Consider the following 25,367-nt stretch of genomic DNA (forward strand, 5'->3'; position numbering starts at 1 on the left):
TATAAGCCCTGGGAGTATATACCCGTTGGGTTTCAGCCTGCTTTGAGGCGGGTATAATTAACTTAACTCATGGCTTTTGCTATGCTAGCGCTCAGAACAAGCGAATAAGAGTTATTATGCAATCCTGGTATTTACTGTACTGCAAACGTGGGCAACTTCAGCGAGCCCAGGAACACCTGGAAAGACAGGCGGTGAACTGCCTGACGCCTATGATCACCCTGGAAAAAATGGTGCGCGGTAAACGTACCACAGTCAGTGAACCACTATTCCCTAATTACATGTTTGTCGAGTTCGACCCGGAAGTGATCCACACCACCACGATCAACGCCACGCGTGGTGTCAGCCATTTTGTTCGTTTTGGAGCGACACCTGCGACCGTCCCATCCCCCGTAATTCACCAGCTTTCTATCTACAAGCCTGAAGGTATTGTTGACCCGCAAACCCCTCAGCCAGGGGACAGCGTGATTATTACTGAAGGGGCGTTTGAGGGACTGAAAGCGATCTTCACCGAACCGGATGGCGAAGCGCGTTCCATGCTACTGCTTAACCTCTTGAATAAAGAGATTAAGCAGAGCGTGAAAAATACCGGTTTTCGAAAAATATAAGTCGTTTAGAAGGTCACTTCGAACAGCGTTCTGACGTTGGCATCAATGGTTGCTGACAGCCATTGAGGATCTTCCCCACGCCAGTGAGCAATTCGCTCAAGAATATGCGGCAGGTGCGCCGGTTCATTGCGACGTGACGCCGGTTTAGGCGTTAAGTCGCGAGGGAGCAGGTAAGGTGCATCGGTTTCTATCAGCAGTCTTTCCACCGGAATAAACGGCAGCAGCTCCCGCAGTTCCATCCCCCGGCGTTCATCACAGACCCACCCGGTGATACCGATATAAAGCCCTCGGTCCACGCAGTCCTGCATCTCCTGGCGCGAACCGGTGAAACAGTGCAGCACCGCGCCTGGGAGGCTGTCCAGCCACGGCTCCAGCAACGTCAGAAAACGCTCATGCGCATCCCGACAATGCATGAAAATCGGCATCTGCAGTTCAGCAGCAATGCGCAGTTGCGCTTCAAAAGCACGTTCCTGCTCCTGCGGCGTGGAGAAATTGCGATTGAAATCCAGGCCGCACTCACCAATAGCGACTACCTTCGACTGGTTTGCCAGCGCGATGATCTCGTCTTCCGTTGAGGATTGCCATTGGCTGCTGTCATGCGGGTGCACGCCAGCCGTGGACCAGCAATGCGGATAATGCTGCGCCAGCTTTAACGCCTGCTGGCTTTCGTGAAGGTTTGTTCCGGTCAGAAGCATACCGTTTACGCCCGCAGCAAAGGCGCGCGCCACGACCTCATCCCGGTCTTTCGCAAATTGTGAACTGGTTAAATTAACGCCAATATCAAACATGCTTCCTCCCATATGACAACCGCCCTGACGGGCGGTTGAATTTATTCTTCAGTTTTCTCGGTGGCTTCGGCTTCTTTTGCTTCTTCAGCCTCGTTGTCCTCATCTCTCGTACGTCGCTTACCGACATAGAAACGAGAGAAGAAAACACCCACCTCGAACAGGCAGTACATCGGTATCGCCAACAACGTTTGCGAGAAGACATCTGGCGGAGTCAGTAGCATCCCGACGACAAAAGCACCCACCACAACATAAGGACGTTTTTTGCGTAAATCATCTGGCGTCGTAATGCCCATCCAGCATAGCAGCACGATGGCGACAGGCACCTCAAAAGAGACACCGAAAGCCATAAATAGCGCCATTACAAAGCTGAGATAGCTGGCAATGTCCGTTGATACCTGCACGCCTTGCGGAGCCGTGTTGGCCAGAAAACCAAACGCTAACGGGAAGACAACAAAATAGGCGAATGCCATGCCGATGTAGAACAACAACGAACTGGAGACCAGCAGCGGAACAACCAGACGGCGTTCATGTTTATACAACGCCGGCGCAATAAATGCCCACACCTGGTAGAGGATCACTGGCGCTGACAGGATCAGCGATACCATGAAGGTCAACTTGATTGGGGTAAAGAACGGCGAAGCCACATCGGTGGCGATCATCGTTGCACCCTGCGGCATCTGTTTAATCAACGGCGCCGCGACCATATGGTAAATGTCGTTGGCAAAGTAAACCAACGCCAAAAAGATCACGATTACCGCAATGATGCAGTTCAGGAGTCGCTTACGCAGCTCAATAAGATGCGTGATGAGCGGTTGGGTATCTTCTACAGCCATGTTTACGGTTTATCACTCGACGAGGGGGAGGATTCGGCAACAGGTGCGACAGCTTTCTTTTCTGCATCCATTAACGTAGCGGAAGTGTTTTCCGTTGGCTCTGGCGTTTTAGCACCCGTGGATTCCGGTTTTTGCTCCGGCGAACTGGCCTGGTTTTCAGCGGCAGCAGGGGTGACCCCTTCTCGCTGCGCTTCAGCTTCTTTCACCACCGGATTATGGATAGTGTGCGCTTCATCGCTCTCTTTCTCAGGATCGTGCACACTGTAAGAACGCTTCATCGACTCTGCCGCTTCACGCAGCTCATCCATTGAGGCTTTCAACTCCGGGGTCAGATTTGTCAGGCTCGCTTTCTCTACTTTCTTCAGGCTGTCCTGAAACTCCTGAAGCTTAAGCTCCTGGGTCAGTTCATTCTGAACAGTAGTTGCCAGGGAACGCAAAGCACGAACCCAGCCAGCAACCGTTTTTACCGCTACAGGTAAACGTTGCGGCCCCAGGACGATGAGGCCGATCACGAACACCAATAACAGTTCGCTAAAACCGATATCAAACACGGATTATACCTGCTCTTTATCTTGGCTTTTGGCGTCTTCTTTTTTCACTTCGCCCTGCTTATCGGTAATGGATTTAGCAGTAAAATCAGCGTCCTGGCTGGTTTTATCTTGCTTTGGCTCATCATCACCCATTGCTTTTTTGAAGCCTTTAATCGACGCGCCAAGATCGGAACCGATGGAGCCGAGTTTCTTGGTGCCAAATAGCAGTACAACGATGACGGCAATGATCAACAACTGCCAAATACTGATACCACCCATACATGTTCCTCTGTCATAGATGATGAATTAATAAGGCCGTAGTATACGTTACACGACCTGCCTAGGGCGATGAAAAATTCAGCGCATTTTGCGCCAGCCGATCAACCAGGCTAAGACACCGCCGGCCATTAACCAGCCCGGCATAAGCCCCCACTCAGGACGGCTTACCAGCAGGAATGTTCCACTGAGCAACAATGTTGCACCAATGCCCAATAAATAACGGGATTGTCCCTGACGTACATGATTCGCGTGAAGCTCGCGGGCAATCTTATCAACACTGTGCTGTAAATATTTGCCCTGGCGCAAACTGTCATACACCAGTTCAGGTATTTCTGGCATTTTTTCGACCCAGAACGGTGCTTTTTCTTTAAATGCCCTAACAAGCGCCGGAATACCGACCTGATCTTTGATCCAGGATTCGAGGAAAGGCTTGGCCGTTTTCCACAAATCTAACTGCGGGTAGAGCTGTCGTCCGACACCTTCAACGTACAGCAGAGTCTTCTGTAGCAATACCAGTTGAGGCTGAACTTCCATATTGAATCGGCGCGCTGTGTTGAACAGATTTAACAGCACATGGCCAAAGGAAATCTCCGCCAGCGGTTTTTCGAAAATCGGCTCGCACACGGTACGAATGGCAAATTCAAACTCTTCTACGTTGGTATCCGGCGGAACCCAGCCAGAATCCACATGCAGTTCAGCAACTTTGCGGTAGTCGCGGTTAAAGAACGCGATGAAGTTTTCAGCCAGATAACGCTTATCTTCTTTGTTTAAAGAACCCACAATCCCACAATCAATACCAATGTATTTCGGGTTTTCAGGATGCTCATAACTCACGAAAATGTTCCCAGGGTGCATATCCGCATGGAAAAAGCTGTCGCGGAATACCTGAGTAAAGAAGACCTGAACACCGCGTTCAGCCAGCAGCTTCATATTGGTGCCGTTCTTCTCAAGCGAGGTGACATCTGAAACGGGAATACCGTAAATGCGCTCCATCACCATCATGTTCTGACTGCAATAGTCAGAGTACACTTCCGGGATGTACAGCATTGGGCTGTCTTCAAAATTACGTCGCAGCTGAATCGCGTTCGCCGACTCGCGCAGCAGATTCAGCTCATCAATCAACGTTTTTTCATATTCACGGACCACTTCTGTTGGTCGCAGGCGGCGGCCGTCTGGCATCAGGCGAGGTACCCAGCGGGCAAGGCGGTAGATCAGTTTCAAATCCGCTTTAATTACCGGCAGTATGTCCGGGCGGATAACTTTGATCACCACCTCTTTCCCATTCGATTTCAGTCGCGCGGTGTGAACCTGAGCAATAGACGCGGATGCCAGCGGTGTGATCTCAAAATCATCAAACCATTCTTCGACGGGCAGCCCCCCCATCGCCTCTTCGATTTGTTCTTTCGCTCTTTGCCCATCGAATGGGGCTACCCGATCCTGCAATAGCGCTAGCTGATCGGCGATGTGCGGCGGGAAAAGATCACGGCGGGTAGAGAGCATTTGCCCGAACTTAATCCACACCGGGCCGAGCTCCTGTAAAGCCAGTCTCAGCCGTTCTCCCAGCGGTTTGTCTTTATGTCGGTTGGGCATCCAGAACAGCGTGTAACGCCACAACCGGAGCGGCAGCGTGATACGCATTTTGGGGATGAGTTCATCAAGACCGTAGCTTAAAAAAGTGCGAATGATGAAATAAAGGCGCCGTACTTCACCTGGCGTCATTTGGCCTCCAGTTTTTCCAGCCGTTTGGCCAGAGATTCGACCGCACGCTCAACGGCTGCCGTTTCTTCTGCAAACCATGCAACCTCAAGCGGACCTGGAGCCATACGCCACTCTTCGGTGATCGCTTCGGCAACATAGCGCTGCTGGCGTTGAATGTTGTGGCACAGGAACTTCGCTCCACCACGCAAAACTTTGCTGACCCCTTCCGCGACGATATCGCCGGTATAAGGTGCTAACAGTTCTGCGGGATCAAACTCCGCCAGATCGGCCAACGCGACAAAATTCTGTACCACCTGGATATCGCCCTGAACCTCCAGCTCACCACTGCGGATAAGCGTGGTGAGTTGCTGCCGGTCGCGTAATTTCGGTAACACGCTGGCATGTGTGATTACGGTGCAATCGGCTTCGCCTTCCCATGCCCCCAGCACATCGACCTGGCGCTCACTAAACACCAGCACTAACGGTGTTGAAAATCCTTTGAGCTCAACACGCAGCACTTTGCCCTGTAAACGCGTTCTGGCTGACTTGAGCGCAGGAGAACGATACAGAAAGGTGTTAAGCAAATTTTCAACGCCGGCGGTCACTAAGGGTTTTAAAGGCATCCCCAATCTCCTGTCAGAACTTGTAACCACGATGCAGCGCAACGACACCTGCCGTCAGGTTGTAGTAATCAACGCTTTCGAACCCGGCATCTTGCATCATTGCTTTTAAGGTGTCCTGATCGGGATGCATGCGGATGGACTCCGCCAAATAGCGATAACTGTCTGCATCGCTTGCCACCATAGAACCAATGCGCGGCAAAACGTGGAAAGAGTATGCGTCGTAGGCTTTGCTCAGCGGTTCGATAATCGGCTTGGAGAACTCCAGCACCAGTAGACGTCCGCCCGGCTTCAACACGCGATACATAGATCGTAATGCTTTGTCTTTATCCGTTACGTTGCGCAGACCGAAAGAGATGGTGATGCAGTCAAACGTGTTGTCTGGGAAAGGTAATGCTTCCGCATTCGCCTGAACGTACTCAACGTTACCCACGACGCCGATATTACGCAGCTTTTCACGACCCATTTTGAGCATTGAGTCGTTGATATCCGCCAGCACAACTTTGCCAGTTTCGCCTACCATGCGAGAGAATTTCGCCGTCAGATCGCCCGTACCGCCCGCCAAATCGAGAACGGTTTGCCCGCGACGCACGCCACTGCAGTCAATGGTGAAGCGCTTCCACAAACGATGAATGCCAAATGACATTAAGTCATTCATAACGTCATATTTAGACGCCACAGAATGAAAAACGTGGGCCACCATGTCAGCTTTCTGCTCTTTAGCGACGGTCTGAAAGCCAAAGTGCGTCGTTTCTTGTGAATTATCCACCATCTCAGTGCCTGCTCATCCAAAAAATGTTCAAGAAGTGTAACAGATTGGGCCAATTTGCCCTACCCTTCTGCCCGGTTCAACTACCCCAAACGGACTAGTTTGATTGCTGGTTTACCGCTTCATCATCAGGGTAAGGTTCATCCTGCTGCGTCTCAGGGACCGAGCGCAAGCGGTACTCTTCATCCTGCGTAGTGGCTTGTTCAGCCAGTTCAGGATTAATCTCGCGCTTAATTTCCACGCCTAAACTGCGAAACGCTTCTGCCTGCGACAGGACGTTTCCACGGCCTGAAGAGAGTTTTTTCATCGCCTGTCGGTAGTTATCCTGAGCTTTATCCAGGCTTTGGCCAATTGCCGACATATCATCCACAAACAATCGCATCTTGTCATAAAGTTTGCTGGCCCGATCGGCGATCTGTTGCGCATTACGACTCTGATGCTCGTAGCGCCACAAGTTGGCAATCGTGCGCAATGCCACCAACAACGTGGTAGGGCTAACCAGCATAATGTTATTTTTAAGGGCTTCGGTAATCAGTTCAGGCTGTCTATCGAGCGCCAGTAAAAAAGCAGGCTCAATGGGGATAAACATCAGCACATAGTCAAGTGTGCGCAGCCCAGGAAGCTGCTGATAGTCTTTGCGCCCCAGCAGACGGATATGGTTTCGTACCGAGGCGATGTGCTCCTGCAACGCGCTCTCGCGGGTGTATTCATCTTCAGCATTAAAATAGCGTTCATAGGCGACCAGCGTCATTTTCGCGTCGATCACCACATCTTTGCCCTGCGGTAACCGGACGATGACATCTGGCTGCATCCGCGAACGGGCATCGTTCTCAATGCTGACCTGGGTTTCGTATTCATAGCCTTCGCGCAGACCGGAAGCCTCAAGCACCCGCGTGAGTACGACCTCGCCCCAGTTGCCCTGCGTTTTGTTATCGCCTTTTAATGCCCGCGTCAGGTTTACCGCTTCCTGCGCCATCTGCGCGTTCAGTTGCTGCAGATTACGAATTTCGTGCGCCAGAGTATGGCGTTCTTGCGCCTCTTTACCAAAGCTATCCTGAACCTGGCGTCGAAAACCGTCCAGTTGTTCGCGAAGCGGTGTAAGCAGGCTGTTCAGGCTTTGGCGATTTTGCTCGTCTACACGACGGTTGCTGTGCTCGAAAATACGGTTCGCCAGATTTTCAAATTGTTCGCTCAGACGCTGTTCGCTGTTGATCATCTGGCGGATTTTATCTTCCGCATGCTGCTGCGTCGCTTCCAGACGGGTAGTGACTTCTCGAAGATCGGCTTCCAGAGAGGTGTTGATGCTGTGCAGACTGCGCAATTCGTTATTGAGTAGTTCGCACTCATCGCGCCAGTGGGCTTCCTGTGAGAGCTGCTGGCGGGCGGCGCTTAGCGCAATATCCAGTTCGCGTCGTTCTTCGATGAGGTCAGCACGGATCCGATCGGCGTGCGCTTTTGTTGCTAGCCACCCCACCAGCAGCCCTGCGGCTAACGCCAGCACGGCACTCATCATAATTGAAATATCCACAACGCCCCCTTACAGCAACGACTTACCCGCACAAAATAGAATTGTGCTGTATAAACGTCCAGTTTAAAAGGAATTTCCTGCGAGGCACTACGCAAAATAAAAAGGCCGAACGCGTCGGCCTTTTTGAATAGACGGGAGAATTACAGTAAACGACGCGCAGCTTCCACCACGATTTTCACCGCGTGGCTTTCTGTTTGTTTCATCGTTTCCGCATTAGGGATCTCTTGCTGAGTACGGTTCACGATAACCCCCGCGACCATACCAGCACGCAGACCCTGGCTTGCGCACATGGTGAGCAGCGTAGCAGATTCCATTTCGTAGTTCATGACACCCATAGACTGCCACTCTTCCATTGAGCCTTTGAAACGGCTCACTACGCGACCAGAGAAGGTGTCATAACGCTCCTGGCCCGGATAGAAGGTATCAGAAGACGCGGTAACGCCTACGTGGGTGGTGGCGCCGATAGATTTCGCCGCTTCCACCAGCGCGGTGGTGCACTCGAAGTCCGCGACGGCCGGGAATTCCATTGGCGCGAAGTGCAGGCTTGCACCGTCCAGACGGACAGACGCTGTGGTGACCAGTACATCACCTACGTTGATATGTGGCTGGATGGCGCCAGTCGTACCGATACGCAGGAAGGTACGAATGCCCAGCTGTGCCAGTTCTTCTACGGCAATAGAGGTTGACGGACCGCCGATACCGGTAGAGCAAACGATCACGGCTTTACCATCCAGCTCAGCACGCCAGGTAGTGAACTCGCGATGAGATGCCAGCTTAACCGGCTTATCCATCAGCGCGGCGATCTTTTCCACACGCTCCGGGTCGCCAGGGACGATAGCGAGCTGAGCCCCTTGTAAATCGTTCTTAGTGAGGCCGAGATGAAAAACATCAGACTTAGACATAAAAACTCCTCTGTGAATCGGTTTTGTCAGAAGAAGCAAAAACACACTTTACCGAAGGCATGAACATATTTTCGTGACAGTAATCACTATGATGTAAATCAATTGCATTCCATTACCATAAAATAGTGACTTGAATCACATAAATGATGCGATGTAAGGAAGCCCTGCACAAAAGATAGACCGTTTAAGGCAATGTGGTTCGTTGCATGTGTCTATAGTTAACAATGCGCTTTTTGGCTGAATATTTAAGGGTACGGAGAATACCATGACAACACGACAATCTGGCTTTGCACCTGCTGTATCTCCACCGACGTCTACCACGGTTCACACTCCGGATAACGCCATTATCGCCGGTGTAACGTCCATACCTTCACAAGGCGATGATATGCCAGCGTATCACGCACGACCAAAACAGTCCGATGGCCCGCTACCAGTGGTCATTGTCGTGCAGGAGATTTTTGGCATTCATGAACACATTCGTGACGTTTGCCGCCGTCTGGCTCTGGAAGGGTATCTGGCTATCGCACCAGAGCTCTATTTTCGTGAAGGCGATCCCAATGACTTTGCCGATATCCCCACGTTACTCAGCAGCCTTGTCGCCAAAGTGCCTGACTCTCAGGTATTGGCCGATCTGGATCACGTCGCCAGTTGGGCTTCTCGTAACGGAGGAGATGCCCACCAGTTGATGATCACCGGATTTTGCTGGGGTGGACGCATCACCTGGCTGTATGCAGCTCATAATCCGCAGTTAAAAGCGGCGGTAGCGTGGTATGGCAAACTGGTGGGGGATAAAACCCTCAACTCACCGAAACATCCTGTTGATATCGCGACCGATCTTAACGCCCCCGTTCTGGGACTTTATGGCGGCCAGGACACCAGTATTCCGCAAGATACCGTTGAAACAATGCGTCAGGCGCTGCGTGCCGCCAATGCAAAAGCGGAAATCGTGGTCTATCCCGATGCCGGACATGCGTTTAACGCCGATTATCGTCCGAGCTATCACGAAGAGTCCGCGAAAGATGGCTGGCTGAGAATGCTGGAGTGGTTCACACAATACGGCGGGAAGAAATAAACGTTAATTGCCCGGCGGCGACTACACCTTACCGGGCCTACAACTCTTGCTATTTCCTGTAAGCCGGGTAAGCGCTTGCGCTTCCCGGCCACCGGCACGGAATTACACCTGACGCAGGTTCTGCGCGGCTTTGACCATGTTCGCCAGCGCGGCGCGGGTTTCCGGCCAGCCGCGCGTTTTCAGGCCGCAGTCCGGGTTGACCCACAGACGCTCGGCCGGAATACGCTGCTCGGCTTTCTTCAGCAGGGCTTCAATCCACTCCACGCTCGGGACGTTCGGCGAGTGAATATCGTATACGCCCGGCCCGATTTCGTTCGGATAGTCGAACTCTTCAAACGATTCCAGCAACTCCATATCAGAGCGTGAAGTCTCAATGGTGATCACGTCCGCGTCCAGCGCCGCAATGGAGTCCATGATGTCGTTGAACTCGCAGTAACACATGTGGGTGTGGATCTGGGTTTCATCCTTCGCCACCGCCGCGTTAATGCGGAAGGCTTCCACGCCCCACTCCAGATACGCCGCCCAGTCGCTGCGGCGCAGCGGCAGACCTTCGCGCAGTGCCGGTTCGTCAATCTGGATGATGCCAATACCCGCCGCTTCCAGATCCGCTACCTCATCACGCAGCGCCAGCGCAATCTGCTTAGCAATGGTTTCACGCGTCACGTCTTCACGCGGGAATGACCAGCAGAGAATGGTCACCGGACCGGTCAACATGCCTTTTACCGGTTTGTCGGTCAGCGACTGGGCATACTTCGCCCACTCCACGGTGATCGCTTCCGGGCGGCTGACATCGCCAATAACCACCGGCGGCTTCACGCAGCGAGAGCCGTAGCTCTGCACCCAACCATTCTGGGTAAAGACGAAACCGTCCAGGTGCTCGCCAAAATATTCCACCATGTCGTTACGTTCGGCTTCACCGTGCACCAGCACGTCGAGCCCCAGACGTTCCTGTTCAACAATCGCCTGTTTGATATGTTCCGCGATACCGGTGCGGTAGTTACTTGCATCCAGGTTGCCCTTTTTGAAGTCCAGACGCAGGCCGCGAATTTCCGTGGTTTGCGGGAATGAGCCGATAGTGGTGGTCGGCCATGCCGGCAGATTAAAGCGGGCACGCTGCGCTTCGGCGCGTACCGGGTAAGCGTTGGTACGTTGGCTGTCCTGAGCGGTGATCGCCGCCAGACGTTTTTCCACTGCGGCGTTGTGTACGCGGGTAGAGTGACGACGAGCCTGGATCGGTGCGCTCCACGCCACAATTGCCGCCGTATCACCGCTGTTCAACGCATCACGCAGCAGCGCCAGCTCGCCGCATTTTTGTAGGGCGAAGGCAAACCAGCTCTTCACTTCTGCATCAAGGCGGGTTTCCACGCTGAGATCGATTGGGCTGTGCAGCAAGGAGCAGGAAGAAGCTACCCACAGGTCTCGTTTCCCGACGATATCTTTAATTTGCGCGTATTTTTCGCTGAGATCGGCACGCCAGACGTTGCGACCGTTCACCAGCCCCGCTGACAGCAACCAGTCGGCAGGCAGACGCTTGTGCAGCTCGGCCACATCATCTTTACCGTGCACGAAGTCAACATGCAGCCCCTGCACCGGCAGCGCGGTAATGGTATCCAGGTTTGGCGTTACGCCTTCGAAGTAGGTGGTCAGCAGCAGCTTTACCTGACCCGTCAGCGCGTCATACGCCGGTTTGAAGGCGTTCAGCCAAACCTGAGGCAGCTCCAGCACCAGAGCCGGTTCATCAATCTGCACCCACTCAATACCGCGTTTCGCCAGCTCAGCCAGCACCTGCTGGTAAACCGGCAGAATATCGTTCAACAGGCTCAGGCGGTCAAACTGTTCGCCCTTCACTTTCCCCAGCCACAGGTAAGTTACCGGTCCCAGCAGCACAGGTTTCACCTTGTGACCGAGCGCCAACGCTTCATCCACTTCATCCAACAGTTGGGTCCAGGTCAGTTTGAACTGCTGACCTTTGGTGAACTCTGGCACCATGTAGTGATAGTTGGTGTTAAACCATTTGGTCATTTCTGCCGCCGCCGCGGGCTCCCCGGTTGGTGCGCGGCCACGGCCAATGCGGAATAAGGTATCGATATCGACCGAGCCGTCTTTATTTTGATGACGAGCCGGAACGTTGCCGAGCAGCAGGCTGGTGGTCAGCACGTGATCGTACCAGGCAAAATCGCCCACTGGCAGCAGGTCAACGCCCGCCTGCTTCTGCTGATCCCAGTGACGGGCACGCAGCTCGCGGCCAACGGTTAGCAAATCTTCACGGGAAGAATTTCCCGCCCAGTAGCTTTCTTGCGCTTTTTTCAGCTCGCGACGCAGGCCAACGCGAGGGAAACCGAGGGTGTGATTAAGTATTGTCATTTTTCTTCCTCTAATTATATGTAAATCCTATTGATTTTTAATTTAGGGAAGGTGGCAAGTGTATTCATCCCAGGAGCTTACTGAAGTAAGTGACCGGGGTGGAAAAACGCAGCCAACGCACCATAAATTTAAAAGACGAAGGATTTTAGCCATCCAGATGTTTACACATCCATAATTGACAGTTACTGTATATTCCTCAAGCGCAATTTGTTCATGCCGAAGTGAAGGACTTTCATGATCGAGATTAAACACCTGAAAACGCTCCAGGCGTTGCGGAATAGTGGTTCGCTGGCGGCCGCAGCGGCGACGTTGCATCAGACCCAATCCGCCCTCTCTCACCAGTTCAGCGATCTGGAACAGCGCCTTGGCTTTCGACTTTTTATCCGTAAAAGCCAGCCTCTGCGCTTTACGCCGCAAGGCGAAATTTTGCTGCAGTTAGCAAATCAGGTGTTGCCGCAAATTGGTCGTGCGCTGCAGGCCTGCAACGAACCGCAGCAAACCCGGCTGCGGATCGCTATTGAATGCCATAGCTGTATTCAATGGCTGACGCCCGCGCTGGAGAATTTTCGTGCCAACTGGCCGCAGGTGGAGATGGACTTTAAATCCGGCGTGACGTTCGATCCGCAACCAGCGCTACAACAGGATGAGCTGGATCTGGTGCTGACATCCGACATTCTGCCGCGTAGCGGACTGCACTACTCGCCGATGTTCGATTTTGAAGTCCGCCTGGTACTGGCGCCGGACCATCCGCTGGCCAGCAAGACGCAGATTACGCCGGAGGATTTAGCCAGTGAGACGCTGCTTATTTACCCGGTGCAACGGAGTCGACTGGATGTCTGGCGGCATTTCTTGCAGCCTGCGGGCGTTAGTCCGTCGCTGAAAAGCGTGGATAACACCCTGCTGCTGATTCAGATGGTTGCAGCCAGAATGGGTATTGCAGCTTTACCGCACTGGGTGGTGGAGAGTTTTGAACGCCAGGGCCTGGTGGTGACCAAAACCCTGGGCGATGGATTGTGGAGTCGGCTGTACGCCGCCGTGCGCGATGGCGAGCAGCGACAGCCAGTCACGGAAGCGTTTATTCGCTCAGCGCGGAATCACGCCTGCGATCACCTGCCGTTTGTACGGAGTGCGGAACGACCCACTTTCGATGTACCCACAGTGAAGCCACTATCACAGCCGCACCAATGATGAAGCTTGGCCAGTGAGGCTGTTGATGCCAGATAGCCAGGTTAACCAGCAGCCCGGCCGGCACATGCATATTGTTCATGATGCCCAGCGTCCCCGCATCCACCTGGGTCGCGCCGTAGTTCCACATAAAGTAACCAATGCCGGACGCTGCCACGCCAAGAAAGACCAGAATTCCCCACTGTAGCGTGGTTGCAGGCATTTTCTGCGCATTCCCCAGCATGAACCAGGCCACGACCGCCACCATAAAGGCCCCCATGTAAAACCAGGCAAAGGCGTTGTGCTGCGGCATTGGCCGCGTTTCCATCAGACGCTTGTAGCCCACCATGCCAATGGCAAAGCTGATATTGGACAACTGCACCAGCAGCAGGCCGGTCCAGAAGTGGCTGGTCACCTGATCGTAACGAATGATCCCCGCACCAACCACCGCCAGCAACGCACTGAAGGCGTAGCTCCAGCGCAGACGACGTCCGCTCATCAGGTCATAAATCAGCGTAATGTAGAGCGGCGTCAGCACGGTAAAGAGCAGCAGTTCTGAAACCGTCAGGTACAGATAGGCGTGAAAACTCAGCATATACATAATGCCAAGCTGCATGGCGCCCACCAGCATATACAGCGCGATGGTTTTTACGCTATGCCCACGGGTACGTAAAAACGGCAGGAACACCAGCGCCGCCAGCCCAACGCGCACCAGCACCGCAAAATAGCTATCGACATGACCGGCAAGGTACTCGCCAAACAGGCTAAAGGAAAAGGCCCACAGAATTGTGGTAATGATGAGTAACGCCACAATGGATGTCTCTTAACAAAAGGTACGCCCATTGTAGCGAAGTTTTAAGTTGACATCTGGTCAACTAACGAACAATAACATTACTGCAAAAACAGCTCACGCAGATAATGCGGCACGGCATCGTCGGCATTAAGACCAATGACTTCCAGTTCCGGATGCAGATCCTTCAGGCGCTGGTGAGCGTTGCCCATAATGCAGCCTTTCCCTGCCATGGAGAGCATTTCCGCATCGTTCATTCCGTCGCCAAAAGCGATGCAATCTTTCAGGCTGTAGCCCATCGCTTTCGCTACCGCTTCCAGCGCATGACCTTTCGATACGCCGCCAGCCATGACTTCCAGGCAGGTAAGCGTAGAGAAACTGACGTTGACGCGGTCGCCCCAGCGAGCGTTAATCGCCTGTTCCAGCGGCAGCAGCCTTTCGTGAGAATCGGTGGTGAAAAACACCTTACTCACGCCTTCCGGCTCCAGTAGCGCAGGTTCAAACAGTGAATAGTTAAACACTGCTTCTTTGAAGAAGCGCATTTCGTCCGGGCGATGGCGGTTCATAAACCACTCATCATCACGATAAACGTTGGTCACGATGTCCGGGTTTGCATTCACTACGCCAAACAGGTCGCTGGCAATGTCGCGATCCAGGTTATGGGAAAACACCAGATTCCCGTCAGAATCATGCACACGCGCGCCGTTGGACGTGATCATGTAGGTTTTAATGCCGAGGTTATCGCGAATTTGCCCCACATCAACATGATGACGGCCAGTCGCAAACACGAAGTTAACGCCACGAGCGGTCAATAACTTCAGCGTCTCTTTGGCATAAGGGGACAGAGTATGGTCGGGAGAAAGCAGCGTACCGTCTAAATCAGACGCAACAACCTGATACATAAGAAAATTCAACCTCTAGGCAAAGCGGGTTCCGCTGGATGAGTTATGCTTGTCGAAAAATTCGACAATAGCGTTAAGCGCGACTGAGCGCATTGCGTCCTTTTCAAAAAGGATCTCATGGTACGCGCCTTTGATGACCAGCGGCTGCCCCCCTTCTACGGGATGGCCCGCTGCGGCGCGGAGTTCACAAAAACGATCGTGCATGCGGTTATCTACCACACGCTCTTCTTCGGCCTGAATCAGCAACGTCGGCGTCGCGTCGTCTCCTGCTCCAGCCAGAACCTGTTCGCCTGCCAGAATACCTTCACGTACCCAGTGGTAGGTGGGGCCGCCAACGCGCAGCCGTGGCTCATCCGCATAGAAGCGTAGATTGCGCCGATAGCGCTGTCGACTATGGGTTAACGCATTCATACCGAATGGCAGCGCCCGCCAGCGCCCGGTACCCATCGCATAACCTTCGCGGATCCGCGGATGCCCTTCAGCCCAATCCAGAATGTGGCGTACCATCCAGTCGGGAAAGCGCATCACAATACCAAACATCGGCGCGCAAAGCGCGATGGCATCACACTGATTCGGGTGGCGCTGCAAGAATAACGTGGCTATCGCACCGCCCATTGAATGCGCCAGTATATAGCGCTTTCTCCACGGACCGGGTAGCACTTCCTGCTGCCAGAATGCGGTTAAATCGTCGACATAGTCATTAAAGTTATCGACATGACCGCGATGCGGGTCCGAAAGCATACGCCCGGAACGCCCCTGGCCACGGTGATCGATAATGAGGACGTCAAAACCAGAATGAAACAGGTCATACGCCAGTTCAGCGTATTTCACGTAGCTTTCAATGCGTCCAGGACAGACGACGATGACGCGATCGTTTTTTTCTGCGTGAAAACGCACAAAATGGACGGGGATATCATCCACGCCCGTAAATTCCGCTTCTTCCCGCTGACGCCAGAAATCTGTCAGTGGCCCCATGGAAAAAGCAGCAAACGCGTTTTCTCTTGTTTCCCAGTCTTTTTGCTGCTGAAACATCGGGTATCCAGCCTCGCTGACCAAGTAAAATCGTTTTTTTCGCCGTCGCTGACACAACCTAACGGCAGTAGCGTATTGTGGCATAAAAATAGACAATCCGGGAGTTTCTCATGACCTTTGAATGGTGGTTCGCCTACCTGTTGACCTCTATTATTTTGAGCTTGTCTCCAGGCTCTGGCGCAATCAACACCATGACCACCGCCATCAGTCACGGTTATCGCGGTGCCAGCGCGTCGATTGCTGGTTTGCAGACAGGACTTGGCATTCATATCGTTCTGGTTGGCGTAGGACTGGGAACGCTATTTTCACGTTCGGTGATCGCATTTGAGGTGCTGAAGTGGGCAGGGGCGGCCTATCTGATTTGGCTGGGTATTCAGCAATGGCGGGCGGCGGGTGCTATCGATCTGAACACCATGGCGAATACGCAATCGCGCAGCCGCCTGTTCAAACGCGCTGTCTTTGTTAATCTGACCAACCCCAAGAGCATTGTTTTCCTTGCCGCCCTGTTCCCGCAGTTTATCCTGCCGCAGGAACCGCAGTTAATGCAGTACGTGGTGCTTGGCGTCACGACCATCGTGGTCGATATCATTGTGATGATCGGTTACGCGACGCTGGCCACGCGCATTGCTGGCTGGATTAAAGGGCCAAAGCAAATGAAAGCGTTAAACAAAGTGTTTGGCTCGCTGTTTATGCTGATAGGCGCCTTGTTAGCTTCGGCACGGCATGCCTGATGAAGGCGCCGGAGGCGCTTGCGCTTATCCGGCCCGGAAGAAACTTAACGCGAAATAATCAGGTGGATACCGAAGCCCGCAAACAGCGCACCGGCAAAACCATCAATCCACTTCGCCAGACGCTGATAGCCACGACGCATTTTCGGCAGTGCAAATAGGCTGGCGACTACGGTAAACCACGCCAACGTTTCCACGATGATCAGGGCAAAGATCCCCCAGCGTGCGCCCGTTCCCACGTTATCGCCAACGAACAATGAGAACACGGAGCCAAAATAGATAATGGCTTTAGGGTTCGCCAGGTTGGTCAGCAGCCCCTTCAAAAAGCTGCGTCCGCTCTGCGCCAGCTCAACCTGCGGAGTGGGAGTCGCAACATCCTGTTTTTTAAACGCGCCGCGTAGCATCTGATAACCCATCCAGCACAGATACAGCCCCCCGCCCACCATAATAATGGTGTGCAGCCAGGCCATTTTTTCGATAATCAGATGTAGGCCGAGCAGCGCTATGCCAGCCCAGACCATGACGCCACAAGTAATACCCAGCACGCCCATCATGGCTTCTTTGCGCGAACGGCTAACCGCTGTTTGAGAAACAAAGAAAAAGTCGGGACCAGGGCTCATCAGCGCAACGATATGCACCAACGCAACGGTGAAAAATAGCGTTAACATAAAAATGACTCGCGGGGGAAATAGTTCAGTGAGTCACCATCCTGGCACTTTTTTGCCTGGCTGACTACTCTTCGTCGTCACCATCAACGTGCGCGCGAATAAGCGCCATAAACTCTTTGCCAAAACGCTCAAGTTTACGCATCCCCACGCCATTAACGCTCAGCATTTCGCTCGGTGAAACCGGCATCTGCTCAGCCATTTCAATCAGCGTGGCATCGTTGAACACTACATACGGCGGGATATTTTCTTCATCAGCAATGGCTTTACGCAGCTTCCGCAATTTGGCGAACAGTTTGCGATCGTAGTTGCCACCGAAGGATTTCTGCATCGCTCGCGGTTTCAGCGCCACAATACGCGGTACCGCAAGCTGTAGCGCAACATCACCACGCAGTACCGGACGCGCGGCTTCGGTTAGCTGTAACGCGGAGTGATGAGCAATATTCTGCGTCACCAGCCCAAGATGAATAAGCTGGCGGATAACGCTTACCCAATGTTCATGGCTTTGCTCACGACCAATGCCATAGACCGGCAGCTTGTCATGGGCCAGCTCGCGAATTCGCTGGTTATTCGCTCCGCGCAGAACCTCCACGACATAACCCATACCAAAGCGTTGATTAACACGGTAGATAGTCGACAGCGCTTTGCGCGCATCCATGAGTCCGTCGTACTGTTTTGGCGGGTCGAGACAGATGTCGCAGTTACCACACGGCTCCTGACGCCCCTCGCCAAAATAGTTCAACAGCACCAGACGACGACAGGTTTGCGCCTCGGCAAACGCCCCCATCGCATTGAGCTTATGCCGTTCGATATCCAGCAGTTGCCCGGCGGGTTTCTCTTCGAGGCAACGGCGCAGCCATGCCATATCAGCCGGATCGTAAAACAGCATTGCTTCCGCAGGCAGGCCGTCACGCCCGGCGCGGCCGGTTTCCTGGTAATAGGACTCGATGTTGCGCGGAATATCGAAATGCACCACGAAGCGTACGTTAGGTTTGTTGATTCCCATACCGAACGCTACGGTCGCCACCACGATTTGCAGGTCATCACGCTGGAATTTCTCCTGCACTTCTGCACGTACAGCGTTTTCCAGCCCGGCATGATAAGCCCCGGCGCTAATGCCTCGGCTTTGCAGACGCGCGGCGGTGTCTTCTACTTTAGCGCGACTGTTACAGTAAATAATACCGGACTTACCGCGCTGCTCTTGCACGTAGCGCATCAGTTGATCGAGCGGCTTAAACTTCTCCATCAACATGTAGCGAATATTCGGGCGATCAAAGCTGCTGATCTGAATTAACGGGTCGTTGAGCCCCAGCAGACGCACAATATCCAGCCGGGTTGTCTCGTCCGCGGTCGCGGTCAGCGCGACAAACGGCAGGGTTGGGAAACGTTGACGCAACTGCCCCAGCGCGGCGTATTCCGGGCGGAAATCATGCCCCCACTGCGAAATACAGTGCGCTTCATCAACCGCCAGCAGCACCGGGTTCCAGTGCGCCAGATTTTCAAGGAAGTTATCCAGCATCAGGCGTTCGGGCGCAATGTACAGTAAGCGAATCTGCCCGCTACGACAGCCTGCCATCACCTCAAGCTGCTGCTCACGGCTTTGGGTGGAGTTCAGACACGCGGCCGCCACGCCGTTGGCAAGCAGTTGATCGACCTGATCTTTCATCAGAGAAATCAGCGGAGAAACAACAACGGTGAGGCCGTTAAGCAATAATGCGGGAATTTGATAGCACAGGGATTTTCCGCCACCGGTCGGCATAACGACCAGGCAGTCGCGACCAGCGATCACGGTATCAATGATTTCTTCCTGACCAGGGCGAAACTGTTGGTAGCCAAAGGTTTCCTGCAAAACCTGTTTAGCGCCCATTTCCAGATTCAACACTTCCGCCTGCGCCACATTAACCCCATTAGCCTGAAATAAAAACAGGCGCTATTTTCAGCGCCTGAGAGAGAAACTGCAATGATTAAAATACTCTCAATATCTGTCAGAAGATATCGTTAAGCATTACACCCACGCCAACACGGGTCTGATTGAAGTTGTAGTCAATCAGTGATTCGCCGTAGCCGCTGTAGACCTGGGTATAAAGACGCACATGCTTGGTAATGGGATAACTGGCCCCCAGCTCTGCGCCGCCGTAGCCGGTATTCCAGTTGTACTGGCCTTTCACACTGATCACCGCGTCACCCAGGTGATAACCCATTTTCAACTGATAGTAGCCCATATATTTGGTGATATCAGGGTTATCGTCAGTGCTGCCGATAACGTACCACGGCTTAACTTCCACCAGCCAGTTACCGTTTTCAGCCATCAGCCGGGTGTAAAGGCGGTTCCAGCTACGTGAGGTGGGGTCGGATCGACCATTGGAGTCATGGTTATAGCCCATTTCGACATCGCGGAGCGTCCAACCGGCAAAGCGATAGTCGGTGGCGAAACCGAGGAACAATTGCGGTTCATAGTTGGTTTCGCGAAACGGCGCAGACTCTTCACTGTTCGAAAGCTGCCACCAGGACTTCTGGGTATAGGAACCGCCGAGTACCGAGTTCGGGCCTAATATTCCGCGCCAGAGCGGAAACGCCAGGCTTAGCTGAAACTTAACCTCATCTTTGCGCGCATTTTCGGACCAGCTATAGCTGCTGATCGCCTCTTTGTTCATGTCGCTGGTATTGGTGTAGATGAGATAGTTGGTCTCATAAGGATAAAGCGTGAAAGGGTTGTCATGCTCCTGCAGCATGTTGGCGATAATACTGCCGCGAACCGCCGGTGCATCATGAATCTCTTTCACTGTCGCTTCCTGCGCATACGCGGTCAACGGCAGCATGACTGCTGGTAGTAACCATCCCAGAATCGCCCGCATCGGTAATGTTCTCCTGAACCAAAATATTGATGAATTGTATAATTATCTGGCAAGTATTCTACATACTTAGCGAGTTCCTCGTTAGTTATCCCGTCCTAAAGTAGAAAACAACAAATAATAAGCATAATATCAACATTTCATTAACCATTGAGATGTAGGGATCGTATGTCTGCCGTACTTACTGCTGAGGAAGCGCTGAAGTTAGTGGGTGAAATGTTTGTCTATCATATGCCGTTTAACCGGGCGCTGGGTCTGGAGCTTGAACGCTATGAGAAAGAATTTGCTCAATTAGCCTTTAATAATCAACCGATGATGGTCGGCAACTGGGCGCAAAGCATTCTGCATGGCGGCGTGATCGCGTCGGCGCTGGACGTTGCCGCCGGGCTGGTGTGCGTTGGCAGTACGCTGACCCGCCATGAGACGATCAGCGAGGACGAACTGCGTCAGCGAATGTCACGTATGGGAACAATCGATTTGCGCGTCGATTACCTGCGCCCGGGGAGAGGAAATCGCTTTACCGCCACCAGCAGCCTGCTGCGGGCGGGGAATAAAGTCGCCGTTGCGCGCGTGGAACTGCATAACGAAGAACAGCTTTATATTGCCAGCGCAACCGCCACTTATATGGTGGGGTAAGTGCTCAAAAAAAGGTAAACTGCTGTTACATTTCTGAAATGAGTTTTCCCGATGGATGCTAAACAAACGCGGCAGGGCGTGTTACTCGCTCTTGCTGCTTATTTTATTTGGGGTATCGCTCCTGCCTACTTCAAGCTGATTTACTATGTCCCGGCGGATGAGATCCTGACGCATCGCGTCATCTGGTCATTTTTCTTTATGGTGGTACTGATGAGCATCAGCCGCCAGTGGTCGGGCATCAAAACGCTGCTACAAACGCCAAAGAAGATCTTCCTGCTGGCGCTCTCTGCAGTGCTCATCGGTGGAAACTGGCTGCTGTTCATTTGGGCGGTCAATAATCATCATATGCTGGAAGCCAGCCTGGGCTATTTTATTAACCCGCTGGTGAATATTGTGCTGGGAATGCTTTTCCTCGGCGAGCGCTTTCGTCGCATGCAGTGGCTGGCGGTACTGTTAGCCGCCTGCGGCGTACTGGTACAGCTGTGGACCTTCGGATCGCTGCCAATCATCGCGTTGGGCTTGGCGTTCAGTTTTGCTTTCTATGGTCTGGTACGCAAGAAGATTGCCGTCGAAGCACAAACCGGCATGCTGATCGAAACCCTGTGGCTTTTACCCGTTGCGGCCATCTATCTGTTTGGCATTGCGGACAGCCCAACCAGCCATATGGGGCAAAACCCCATGTCGCTCAATCTGCTGCTGATTGCTGCAGGTGTCGTGACCACCATTCCGCTGCTGTGCTTTACCGGCGCGGCGACCCGTCTGCGTCTGTCCACGCTGGGTTTCTTCCAGTATATCGGACCCACGCTAATGTTCCTGCTGGCCGTCACTTTCTACGGTGAAGTTCCGGGAGCGGATAAAATGGTCACGTTTGCGTTTATCTGGGTGGCGCTGGCAGTTTTCGTGATGGATGCGATTTATACGCAACGACGGGTACGTCGGAGCTGAAGAAGTGCCGGATAAGGCGTAACCGCCATCCGGCACAGCCATTACAGCCAGTTCTTGCGCTTAAAGTACAGATACGGTGCCAGACCCGCGAGCATCATAAAGACAATCGCCCCTGGGTAACCGAAGCTCCAGTGCAGTTCCGGCATGAACTCAAAGTTCATCCCGTAGCTGGAAGCCACCAGCGTCGGCGGCAGGAACACCACAGAGACCACCGAGAAGATCTTGATGATGCGGTTCTGCTCGATATTGATAAAGCCCATCGCCGCCTGCATCAGGAAGTTAACCTTCTGGAACAGTGATTCGTTGTGCGGCAGCAGGGATTCGATATCGCGCAGAATCTCGCGCGCCTGTTCCAGCTGACTCCCCGGCAAACGCGCTTTACGCACCAGGAAGTTCAGTGCGCGCTGGGTATCCATCAGACACAGGCGGACCTTCCAGCCGATATCTTCCAGTTCCGCCAGCGTCGAAAGCGCTTCGTCATATTCATCGCCCTGACGCCCTTCCATGATCACACGGCTGAGTTTTTCCAGGTCGCTGTAGATGTTTTCGATCTCATCCGCCAACTGTTCAATTTTAGTTTCAAACAGGTCGAGCAGCAGCTCGTAGGCATTGCCATCCACCATCGCCTGATTACGCGCACGCATGCGGTACAGGCGAAATGCCGGCAGCTCGCGCTCGCGCAGAGTAAACAGGCGACCTTCGCGAATGGTAAATGCGACGGTTGAGTTACCCGCGTGATCGTCGGCATCTTCATAGAAGAAGAAGGAGTGAATGTGCAGACCGTCTTCGTCTTCAAAAAAACGCGCAGATGCTTCGATGTCTTCCAGTTCAGGGCGCGTAGCCAGATTCTGGCCCAAGTCCTTTTGCACACGGTTTCGTTCTTCGTCATCCGGCTCGACTAAATCGACCCAAACCGAACTGGCCAGGTGCTCGATCTCGTCTGCCTCAAGGCGAGTTAAACGATTGTTTTCCAGTTGAAATGCGCTCAGCATGACCGGGACTCCCAATGCAAAAAATTATCGGACAGTTCGGAGGGCACACAGAAACAAATTGGGTTTCAGACCATTAAACAGCCTGACTCAGCGCGACGGGAAAAAACAGAAGGTCGCTGACAACCGCGAAGGCTATCAGCAAAAAGGGATAGCCTTAGGAGTTGATCCTGGATGACAGGATAATGAGCCAGTATCTACTGGGTGTGTCCAAGGCGAATGTCCTCTTAGCGTAATCGTGCGCGCATGTTACGCCAGCAAAATTTTGACGTCAACACGCAACAGATGGCGAAAAAGTAATAATTTCCCCTTATACAGAAAGGTTAGCAGAGGGGAATTATTTATCTATGATTTCAGAATATTAACCGACAGATAGCGGGATGGCGGCTTCGCCTTGTCCGGCCTGGAAATCAAAATGTTACCCGGTCTGTAGGCCGGATAAGACGCGCCAGCGTCGCCATCCGGCAAAGCCAAACCGATCAAACCGTTTCCAGTCTGGCGTAGGCTGCCACCAGCCATTTGATCCCTTGCCCCTGGAACGCGACCTGCAAACGACTATGCTCACCGCTTCCTTCCAGATTGACGATGGTGCCCTCACCAAACTTAGCGTGGCGCACGCGCTGGCCGAGCTTGTAGCCGGTATCATTTTCCGCCATTGGCGTGCCCATCCGCTGATGGCTCACCGGACGGCTAACCGTGGCGCGCAGGCGAACCTCTTCAACGCACGCTTCCGGCAGTTCGCCGATAAAGCGCGACGGACGGTGGTAAACCTCTTTGCCGTACAGACGACGCGTTTCGGCGTAGGTCAGCGTCAGCTTTTGCATCGCGCGAGTCACGCCTACGTAAGCCAGGCGGCGCTCTTCTTCGAGGCGCCCACCTTCGTCCAGCGACATCTGGCTGGGGAACATGCCTTCTTCCATACCCACGATAAATACTTGGGGGAACTCCAGACCTTTCGCCGAGTGCAGCGTCATCAATTGTACCGCATCCTGCCAGGTATCCGCCTGCCCTTCGCCTGCTTCCAGCGCGGCGTGTGACAGGAACGCCTGTAGCGGCATTAAGTCTTCGTCTTCTTCGTTGTAGCTGAACTGGCGCGTTGCCGTCACCAGTTCGTCTAAGTTTTCGATACGCGTCTGACCCTTCTCGCCTTTTTCCTGCTCGTACATCATGCGCAGGCCGGAGTCTTTAATCACCCGGTCAGTCTGCACGTGCAGCGGCATATCGGCGGTCTCCTGCGCCAGCGCATCGATCAGCTCCATAAAACGCTGTAAGGCGCTGGCGGCGCGACCCGCGAGGGCTTTTTCCTGCAACAGCTCACGACAGGCCTGCCACAACGTAAGCTGGCGGTCACGGGAGGTCTGACGCACGACATCTAATGTACGATCGCCAATCCCGCGGGTTGGCGTATTCACCACGCGTTCGAATGCAGCGTCGTCATTGCGGTTAGCGATCAGGCGCAGGTAAGAGAGCGCATCTTTGATTTCCTGGCGTTCGAAGAAGCGCATCCCACCATAGATACGGTACGGCATGCTGGCTTGTAACAACGCCTCTTCCAGCACGCGCGACTGGGCGTTGCTGCGATACAAAATGGCGCACTGTTCCAGCGCACCGCCATTGTCCTGCCAGGTTTTGATACGATTGACCACAAAACGCGCTTCATCGAGTTCGTTGAACGCGCAGTACAGTGAAATTGGTTCGCCGTCGACGCCATCGGTCCACAGCTTTTTACCCAAACGCCCGTTGTTGTTTTCAATCAGGGCGTTGGCCGCGCTGAGGATGTTGTTGGTCGAGCGGTAGTTCTGCTCCAGGCGAATGGTTTCTGCGCCCGGGAAATCCGTGAGGAAGCGCTGGATGTTTTCCACCTGCGCCCCGCGCCAGCCGTAGATCGACTGGTCATCATCGCCAACGATCATCACTTTGCCGGTATCGCCCGCCAGCAGGCGGATCCAGGCGTACTGAATGTTGTTGGTATCCTGGAATTCGTCCACCAGGATATTGGTAAAGCGTTCGCGGTAGTGCTGCAGGATATGCGGCTTGTTGAGCCACAGTTCATGGGCGCGCAGCAACAGCTCGGCGAAATCCACCAGCCCCGCGCGATCACACGCTTCCTGATAGGCCTGATACACTTTCTGCCAGGTTTGCTCAACTGGGTTGCCATAGCTCTGCAGATGGTGCGGGCGCAGCCCTTCGTCTTTCTGACTATTGATAAACCACATCGCCTGACGCGGCGGCCACTGTTTCTCATCAAGATTCATCGCCTTGATCAAACGCTTGAGCAAACGCAATTGGTCTTCGCTGTCGAGGATCTGGAAATCCTGCGGCAGGTTCGCATCCATATGGTGCGCGCGCAGCAGACGGTGCGCTAGACCGTGGAATGTACCCACCCACATACCGCCCTGGCTGGTTCCCATGATCTGGCCAATACGGTGGCGCATTTCCGCCGCTGCTTTGTTGGTAAAGGTCACCGCCATAATGGAGTATGGCGAGTTGTTCTCTACCGTCAGTAACCAGGCGATACGGTGCACCAGCACGCGAGTTTTACCACTCCCCGCGCCGGCCAAAACCAGCATGTTGCTGCGTGGCGCGGCCACCGCTTCACGCTGTTTATCATTAAGGCTGTCGAGCAGGTAAGAAACGTCCATTGGCACCGCCGCGTAAAAGTAGGTAAGGCGGATA

General features: G+C 53.5%; 25 protein-coding genes. 6 read left to right on the forward strand and 19 right to left on the reverse strand.

Translation table 11 applies throughout. The features are described 5' to 3' along the window. Positions 1–116 precede the first annotated feature (116 nt). The gene (gene rfaH, locus ABIE10_RS22545) at positions 117–605 is read left to right on the forward strand and encodes a transcription/translation regulatory transformer protein RfaH (RefSeq protein ID WP_047358740.1); all 489 of its coding nucleotides are present in this window, start codon (positions 117–119) and stop codon (positions 603–605) included. Between the two features lie 5 nt (positions 606–610). On the opposite strand, the gene tatD is transcribed toward rfaH, so the two are convergent. The 9 genes from tatD to udp form a co-directional block, all read right to left on the reverse strand. Then, positions 611–1,393 carry a 3'-5' ssDNA/RNA exonuclease TatD gene (gene tatD, locus ABIE10_RS22550; RefSeq protein ID WP_141876187.1) on the reverse strand — a complete coding sequence of 261 codons (783 nt, stop codon included), beginning with the start codon at positions 1,391–1,393 and terminating at the stop codon, positions 611–613. Positions 1,394–1,434: 41 nt separating this feature from the next. Then, a complete protein-coding gene (tatC, locus tag ABIE10_RS22555; RefSeq protein WP_016155142.1) occupies positions 1,435–2,226 on the reverse strand; it encodes a Sec-independent protein translocase subunit TatC in 792 nt (263 codons plus the stop codon). Between the two features lie 2 nt (positions 2,227–2,228). Further along, the gene (gene tatB, locus ABIE10_RS22560) at positions 2,229–2,777 is read right to left on the reverse strand and encodes a Sec-independent protein translocase protein TatB (RefSeq protein WP_016155141.1); all 549 of its coding nucleotides are present in this window, start codon (positions 2,775–2,777) and stop codon (positions 2,229–2,231) included. A 3-nt stretch (positions 2,778–2,780) separates the two neighbouring features. Beyond that, positions 2,781–3,035 (reverse strand): Sec-independent protein translocase subunit TatA, encoded by a 255-nt coding sequence (gene tatA, locus ABIE10_RS22565; protein WP_003017888.1) that lies wholly within the window; start codon positions 3,033–3,035, stop codon positions 2,781–2,783. 78 nt (positions 3,036–3,113) lie between these two features. Next, positions 3,114–4,754: a ubiquinone biosynthesis regulatory protein kinase UbiB gene (gene ubiB / locus ABIE10_RS22570; protein ID WP_016155140.1), complete on the reverse strand. Its 1,641-nt coding sequence runs from the start codon at positions 4,752–4,754 to the stop codon at positions 3,114–3,116. Then, a complete protein-coding gene (ubiJ, locus tag ABIE10_RS22575; protein ID WP_016155139.1) occupies positions 4,751–5,356 on the reverse strand; it encodes a ubiquinone biosynthesis protein UbiJ in 606 nt (201 codons plus the stop codon). Before ubiJ ends, ubiB begins: the two co-directional genes overlap by 4 nt. Positions 5,357–5,369: 13 nt before the next feature. Then, positions 5,370–6,125: a bifunctional demethylmenaquinone methyltransferase/2-methoxy-6-polyprenyl-1,4-benzoquinol methylase UbiE gene (ubiE, locus tag ABIE10_RS22580; RefSeq protein WP_003017897.1), complete on the reverse strand. Its 756-nt coding sequence runs from the start codon at positions 6,123–6,125 to the stop codon at positions 5,370–5,372. A gap of 94 nt (positions 6,126–6,219) precedes the next feature. Next, entirely contained in the window at positions 6,220–7,650 is a 1,431-nt protein-coding gene (gene rmuC / locus ABIE10_RS22585; RefSeq protein WP_103767365.1) for a DNA recombination protein RmuC, read from the reverse strand. A 140-nt stretch (positions 7,651–7,790) separates the two neighbouring features. After that, positions 7,791–8,552 carry a uridine phosphorylase gene (udp, locus tag ABIE10_RS22590; protein ID WP_006686084.1) on the reverse strand — a complete coding sequence of 254 codons (762 nt, stop codon included), beginning with the start codon at positions 8,550–8,552 and terminating at the stop codon, positions 7,791–7,793. 265 nt (positions 8,553–8,817) lie between these two features. Here udp and ABIE10_RS22595 point away from each other — a divergent pair, with 265 nt between their 5' ends. Continuing rightward, the gene (locus ABIE10_RS22595) at positions 8,818–9,624 is read left to right on the forward strand and encodes a dienelactone hydrolase family protein (protein WP_016155137.1); all 807 of its coding nucleotides are present in this window, start codon (positions 8,818–8,820) and stop codon (positions 9,622–9,624) included. A 102-nt stretch (positions 9,625–9,726) separates the two neighbouring features. On the opposite strand, the gene metE is transcribed toward ABIE10_RS22595, so the two are convergent. Beyond that, positions 9,727–11,988, reverse strand: coding sequence for a 5-methyltetrahydropteroyltriglutamate--homocysteine S-methyltransferase (metE, locus tag ABIE10_RS22600; RefSeq protein ID WP_429157131.1), 2,262 nt, complete (start codon positions 11,986–11,988; stop codon positions 9,727–9,729). Between the two features lie 234 nt (positions 11,989–12,222). Between metE and metR the strand changes: the two genes are divergently transcribed. After that, positions 12,223–13,176, forward strand: a complete 954-nt coding sequence (metR, locus tag ABIE10_RS22605; RefSeq protein ID WP_003017908.1) for an HTH-type transcriptional regulator MetR — start codon at positions 12,223–12,225, stop codon at positions 13,174–13,176. Here the strand turns inward: metR and ABIE10_RS22610 are convergent. The 3 genes from ABIE10_RS22610 to pldB all read right to left on the reverse strand — a co-directional run bounded on the left by ABIE10_RS22610 (position 13,064) and on the right by pldB (position 15,876). Further along, complete coding sequence (locus ABIE10_RS22610; RefSeq protein ID WP_047358745.1) at positions 13,064–13,963, reverse strand: carboxylate/amino acid/amine transporter; 900 nt, start codon at positions 13,961–13,963, stop codon at positions 13,064–13,066. The two genes, metR and ABIE10_RS22610, sit on opposite strands and share 113 nt — an antisense overlap. Before the next feature lie 80 nt (positions 13,964–14,043). Further along, positions 14,044–14,844, reverse strand: a complete 801-nt coding sequence (gene yigL, locus ABIE10_RS22615) for a sugar/pyridoxal phosphate phosphatase YigL (RefSeq protein ID WP_008787091.1) — start codon at positions 14,842–14,844, stop codon at positions 14,044–14,046. Between the two features lie 15 nt (positions 14,845–14,859). Then, positions 14,860–15,876, reverse strand: coding sequence for a lysophospholipase L2 (pldB, locus tag ABIE10_RS22620; protein ID WP_003017911.1), 1,017 nt, complete (start codon positions 15,874–15,876; stop codon positions 14,860–14,862). Between the two features lie 110 nt (positions 15,877–15,986). Here pldB and rhtB point away from each other — a divergent pair, with 110 nt between their 5' ends. After that, entirely contained in the window at positions 15,987–16,607 is a 621-nt protein-coding gene (gene rhtB, locus ABIE10_RS22625; RefSeq protein ID WP_003828938.1) for a homoserine/homoserine lactone efflux protein, read from the forward strand. Positions 16,608–16,651: 44 nt separating this feature from the next. Here rhtB and rhtC read toward each other — a convergent pair whose 3' ends face one another. The 3 genes from rhtC to pldA all read right to left on the reverse strand — a co-directional run bounded on the left by rhtC (position 16,652) and on the right by pldA (position 20,124). Next, positions 16,652–17,272: a threonine export protein RhtC gene (gene rhtC, locus ABIE10_RS22630; RefSeq protein ID WP_019078428.1), complete on the reverse strand. Its 621-nt coding sequence runs from the start codon at positions 17,270–17,272 to the stop codon at positions 16,652–16,654. A gap of 64 nt (positions 17,273–17,336) precedes the next feature. Continuing rightward, positions 17,337–19,166: an ATP-dependent DNA helicase RecQ gene (gene recQ, locus ABIE10_RS22635; protein ID WP_019078429.1), complete on the reverse strand. Its 1,830-nt coding sequence runs from the start codon at positions 19,164–19,166 to the stop codon at positions 17,337–17,339. An 88-nt stretch (positions 19,167–19,254) separates the two neighbouring features. After that, positions 19,255–20,124, reverse strand: coding sequence for a phospholipase A (gene pldA / locus ABIE10_RS22640; protein ID WP_016157849.1), 870 nt, complete (start codon positions 20,122–20,124; stop codon positions 19,255–19,257). A gap of 165 nt (positions 20,125–20,289) precedes the next feature. On the opposite strand from pldA, the gene yigI reads away from it, so the two are divergent. After that, positions 20,290–20,757, forward strand: coding sequence for an acyl-CoA thioesterase YigI (gene yigI, locus ABIE10_RS22645; protein ID WP_003017917.1), 468 nt, complete (start codon positions 20,290–20,292; stop codon positions 20,755–20,757). 51 nt (positions 20,758–20,808) lie between these two features. Next, positions 20,809–21,702 (forward strand): EamA family transporter RarD, encoded by an 894-nt coding sequence (gene rarD, locus ABIE10_RS22650; RefSeq protein WP_016155131.1) that lies wholly within the window; start codon positions 20,809–20,811, stop codon positions 21,700–21,702. 41 nt (positions 21,703–21,743) lie between these two features. Here the strand turns inward: rarD and corA are convergent, their stop codons facing one another. From corA to uvrD, 3 genes are all read right to left on the reverse strand, one after another. Further along, entirely contained in the window at positions 21,744–22,694 is a 951-nt protein-coding gene (gene corA / locus ABIE10_RS22655) for a magnesium/cobalt transporter CorA (protein WP_003017920.1), read from the reverse strand. A 154-nt stretch (positions 22,695–22,848) separates the two neighbouring features. Beyond that, complete coding sequence (gene ysgD, locus ABIE10_RS22660; RefSeq protein ID WP_212723238.1) at positions 22,849–22,905, reverse strand: YsgD/CorL family protein; 57 nt, start codon at positions 22,903–22,905, stop codon at positions 22,849–22,851. 265 nt (positions 22,906–23,170) lie between these two features. Then, entirely contained in the window at positions 23,171–25,333 is a 2,163-nt protein-coding gene (gene uvrD / locus ABIE10_RS22665) for a DNA helicase II (RefSeq protein ID WP_003828957.1), read from the reverse strand. Positions 25,334–25,367: the final 34 nt, after the last annotated feature.

This window comes from Citrobacter sp. 506, assembly GCF_050434985.1.
GTDB lineage: Bacteria > Pseudomonadota > Gammaproteobacteria > Enterobacterales > Enterobacteriaceae > Citrobacter > Citrobacter braakii.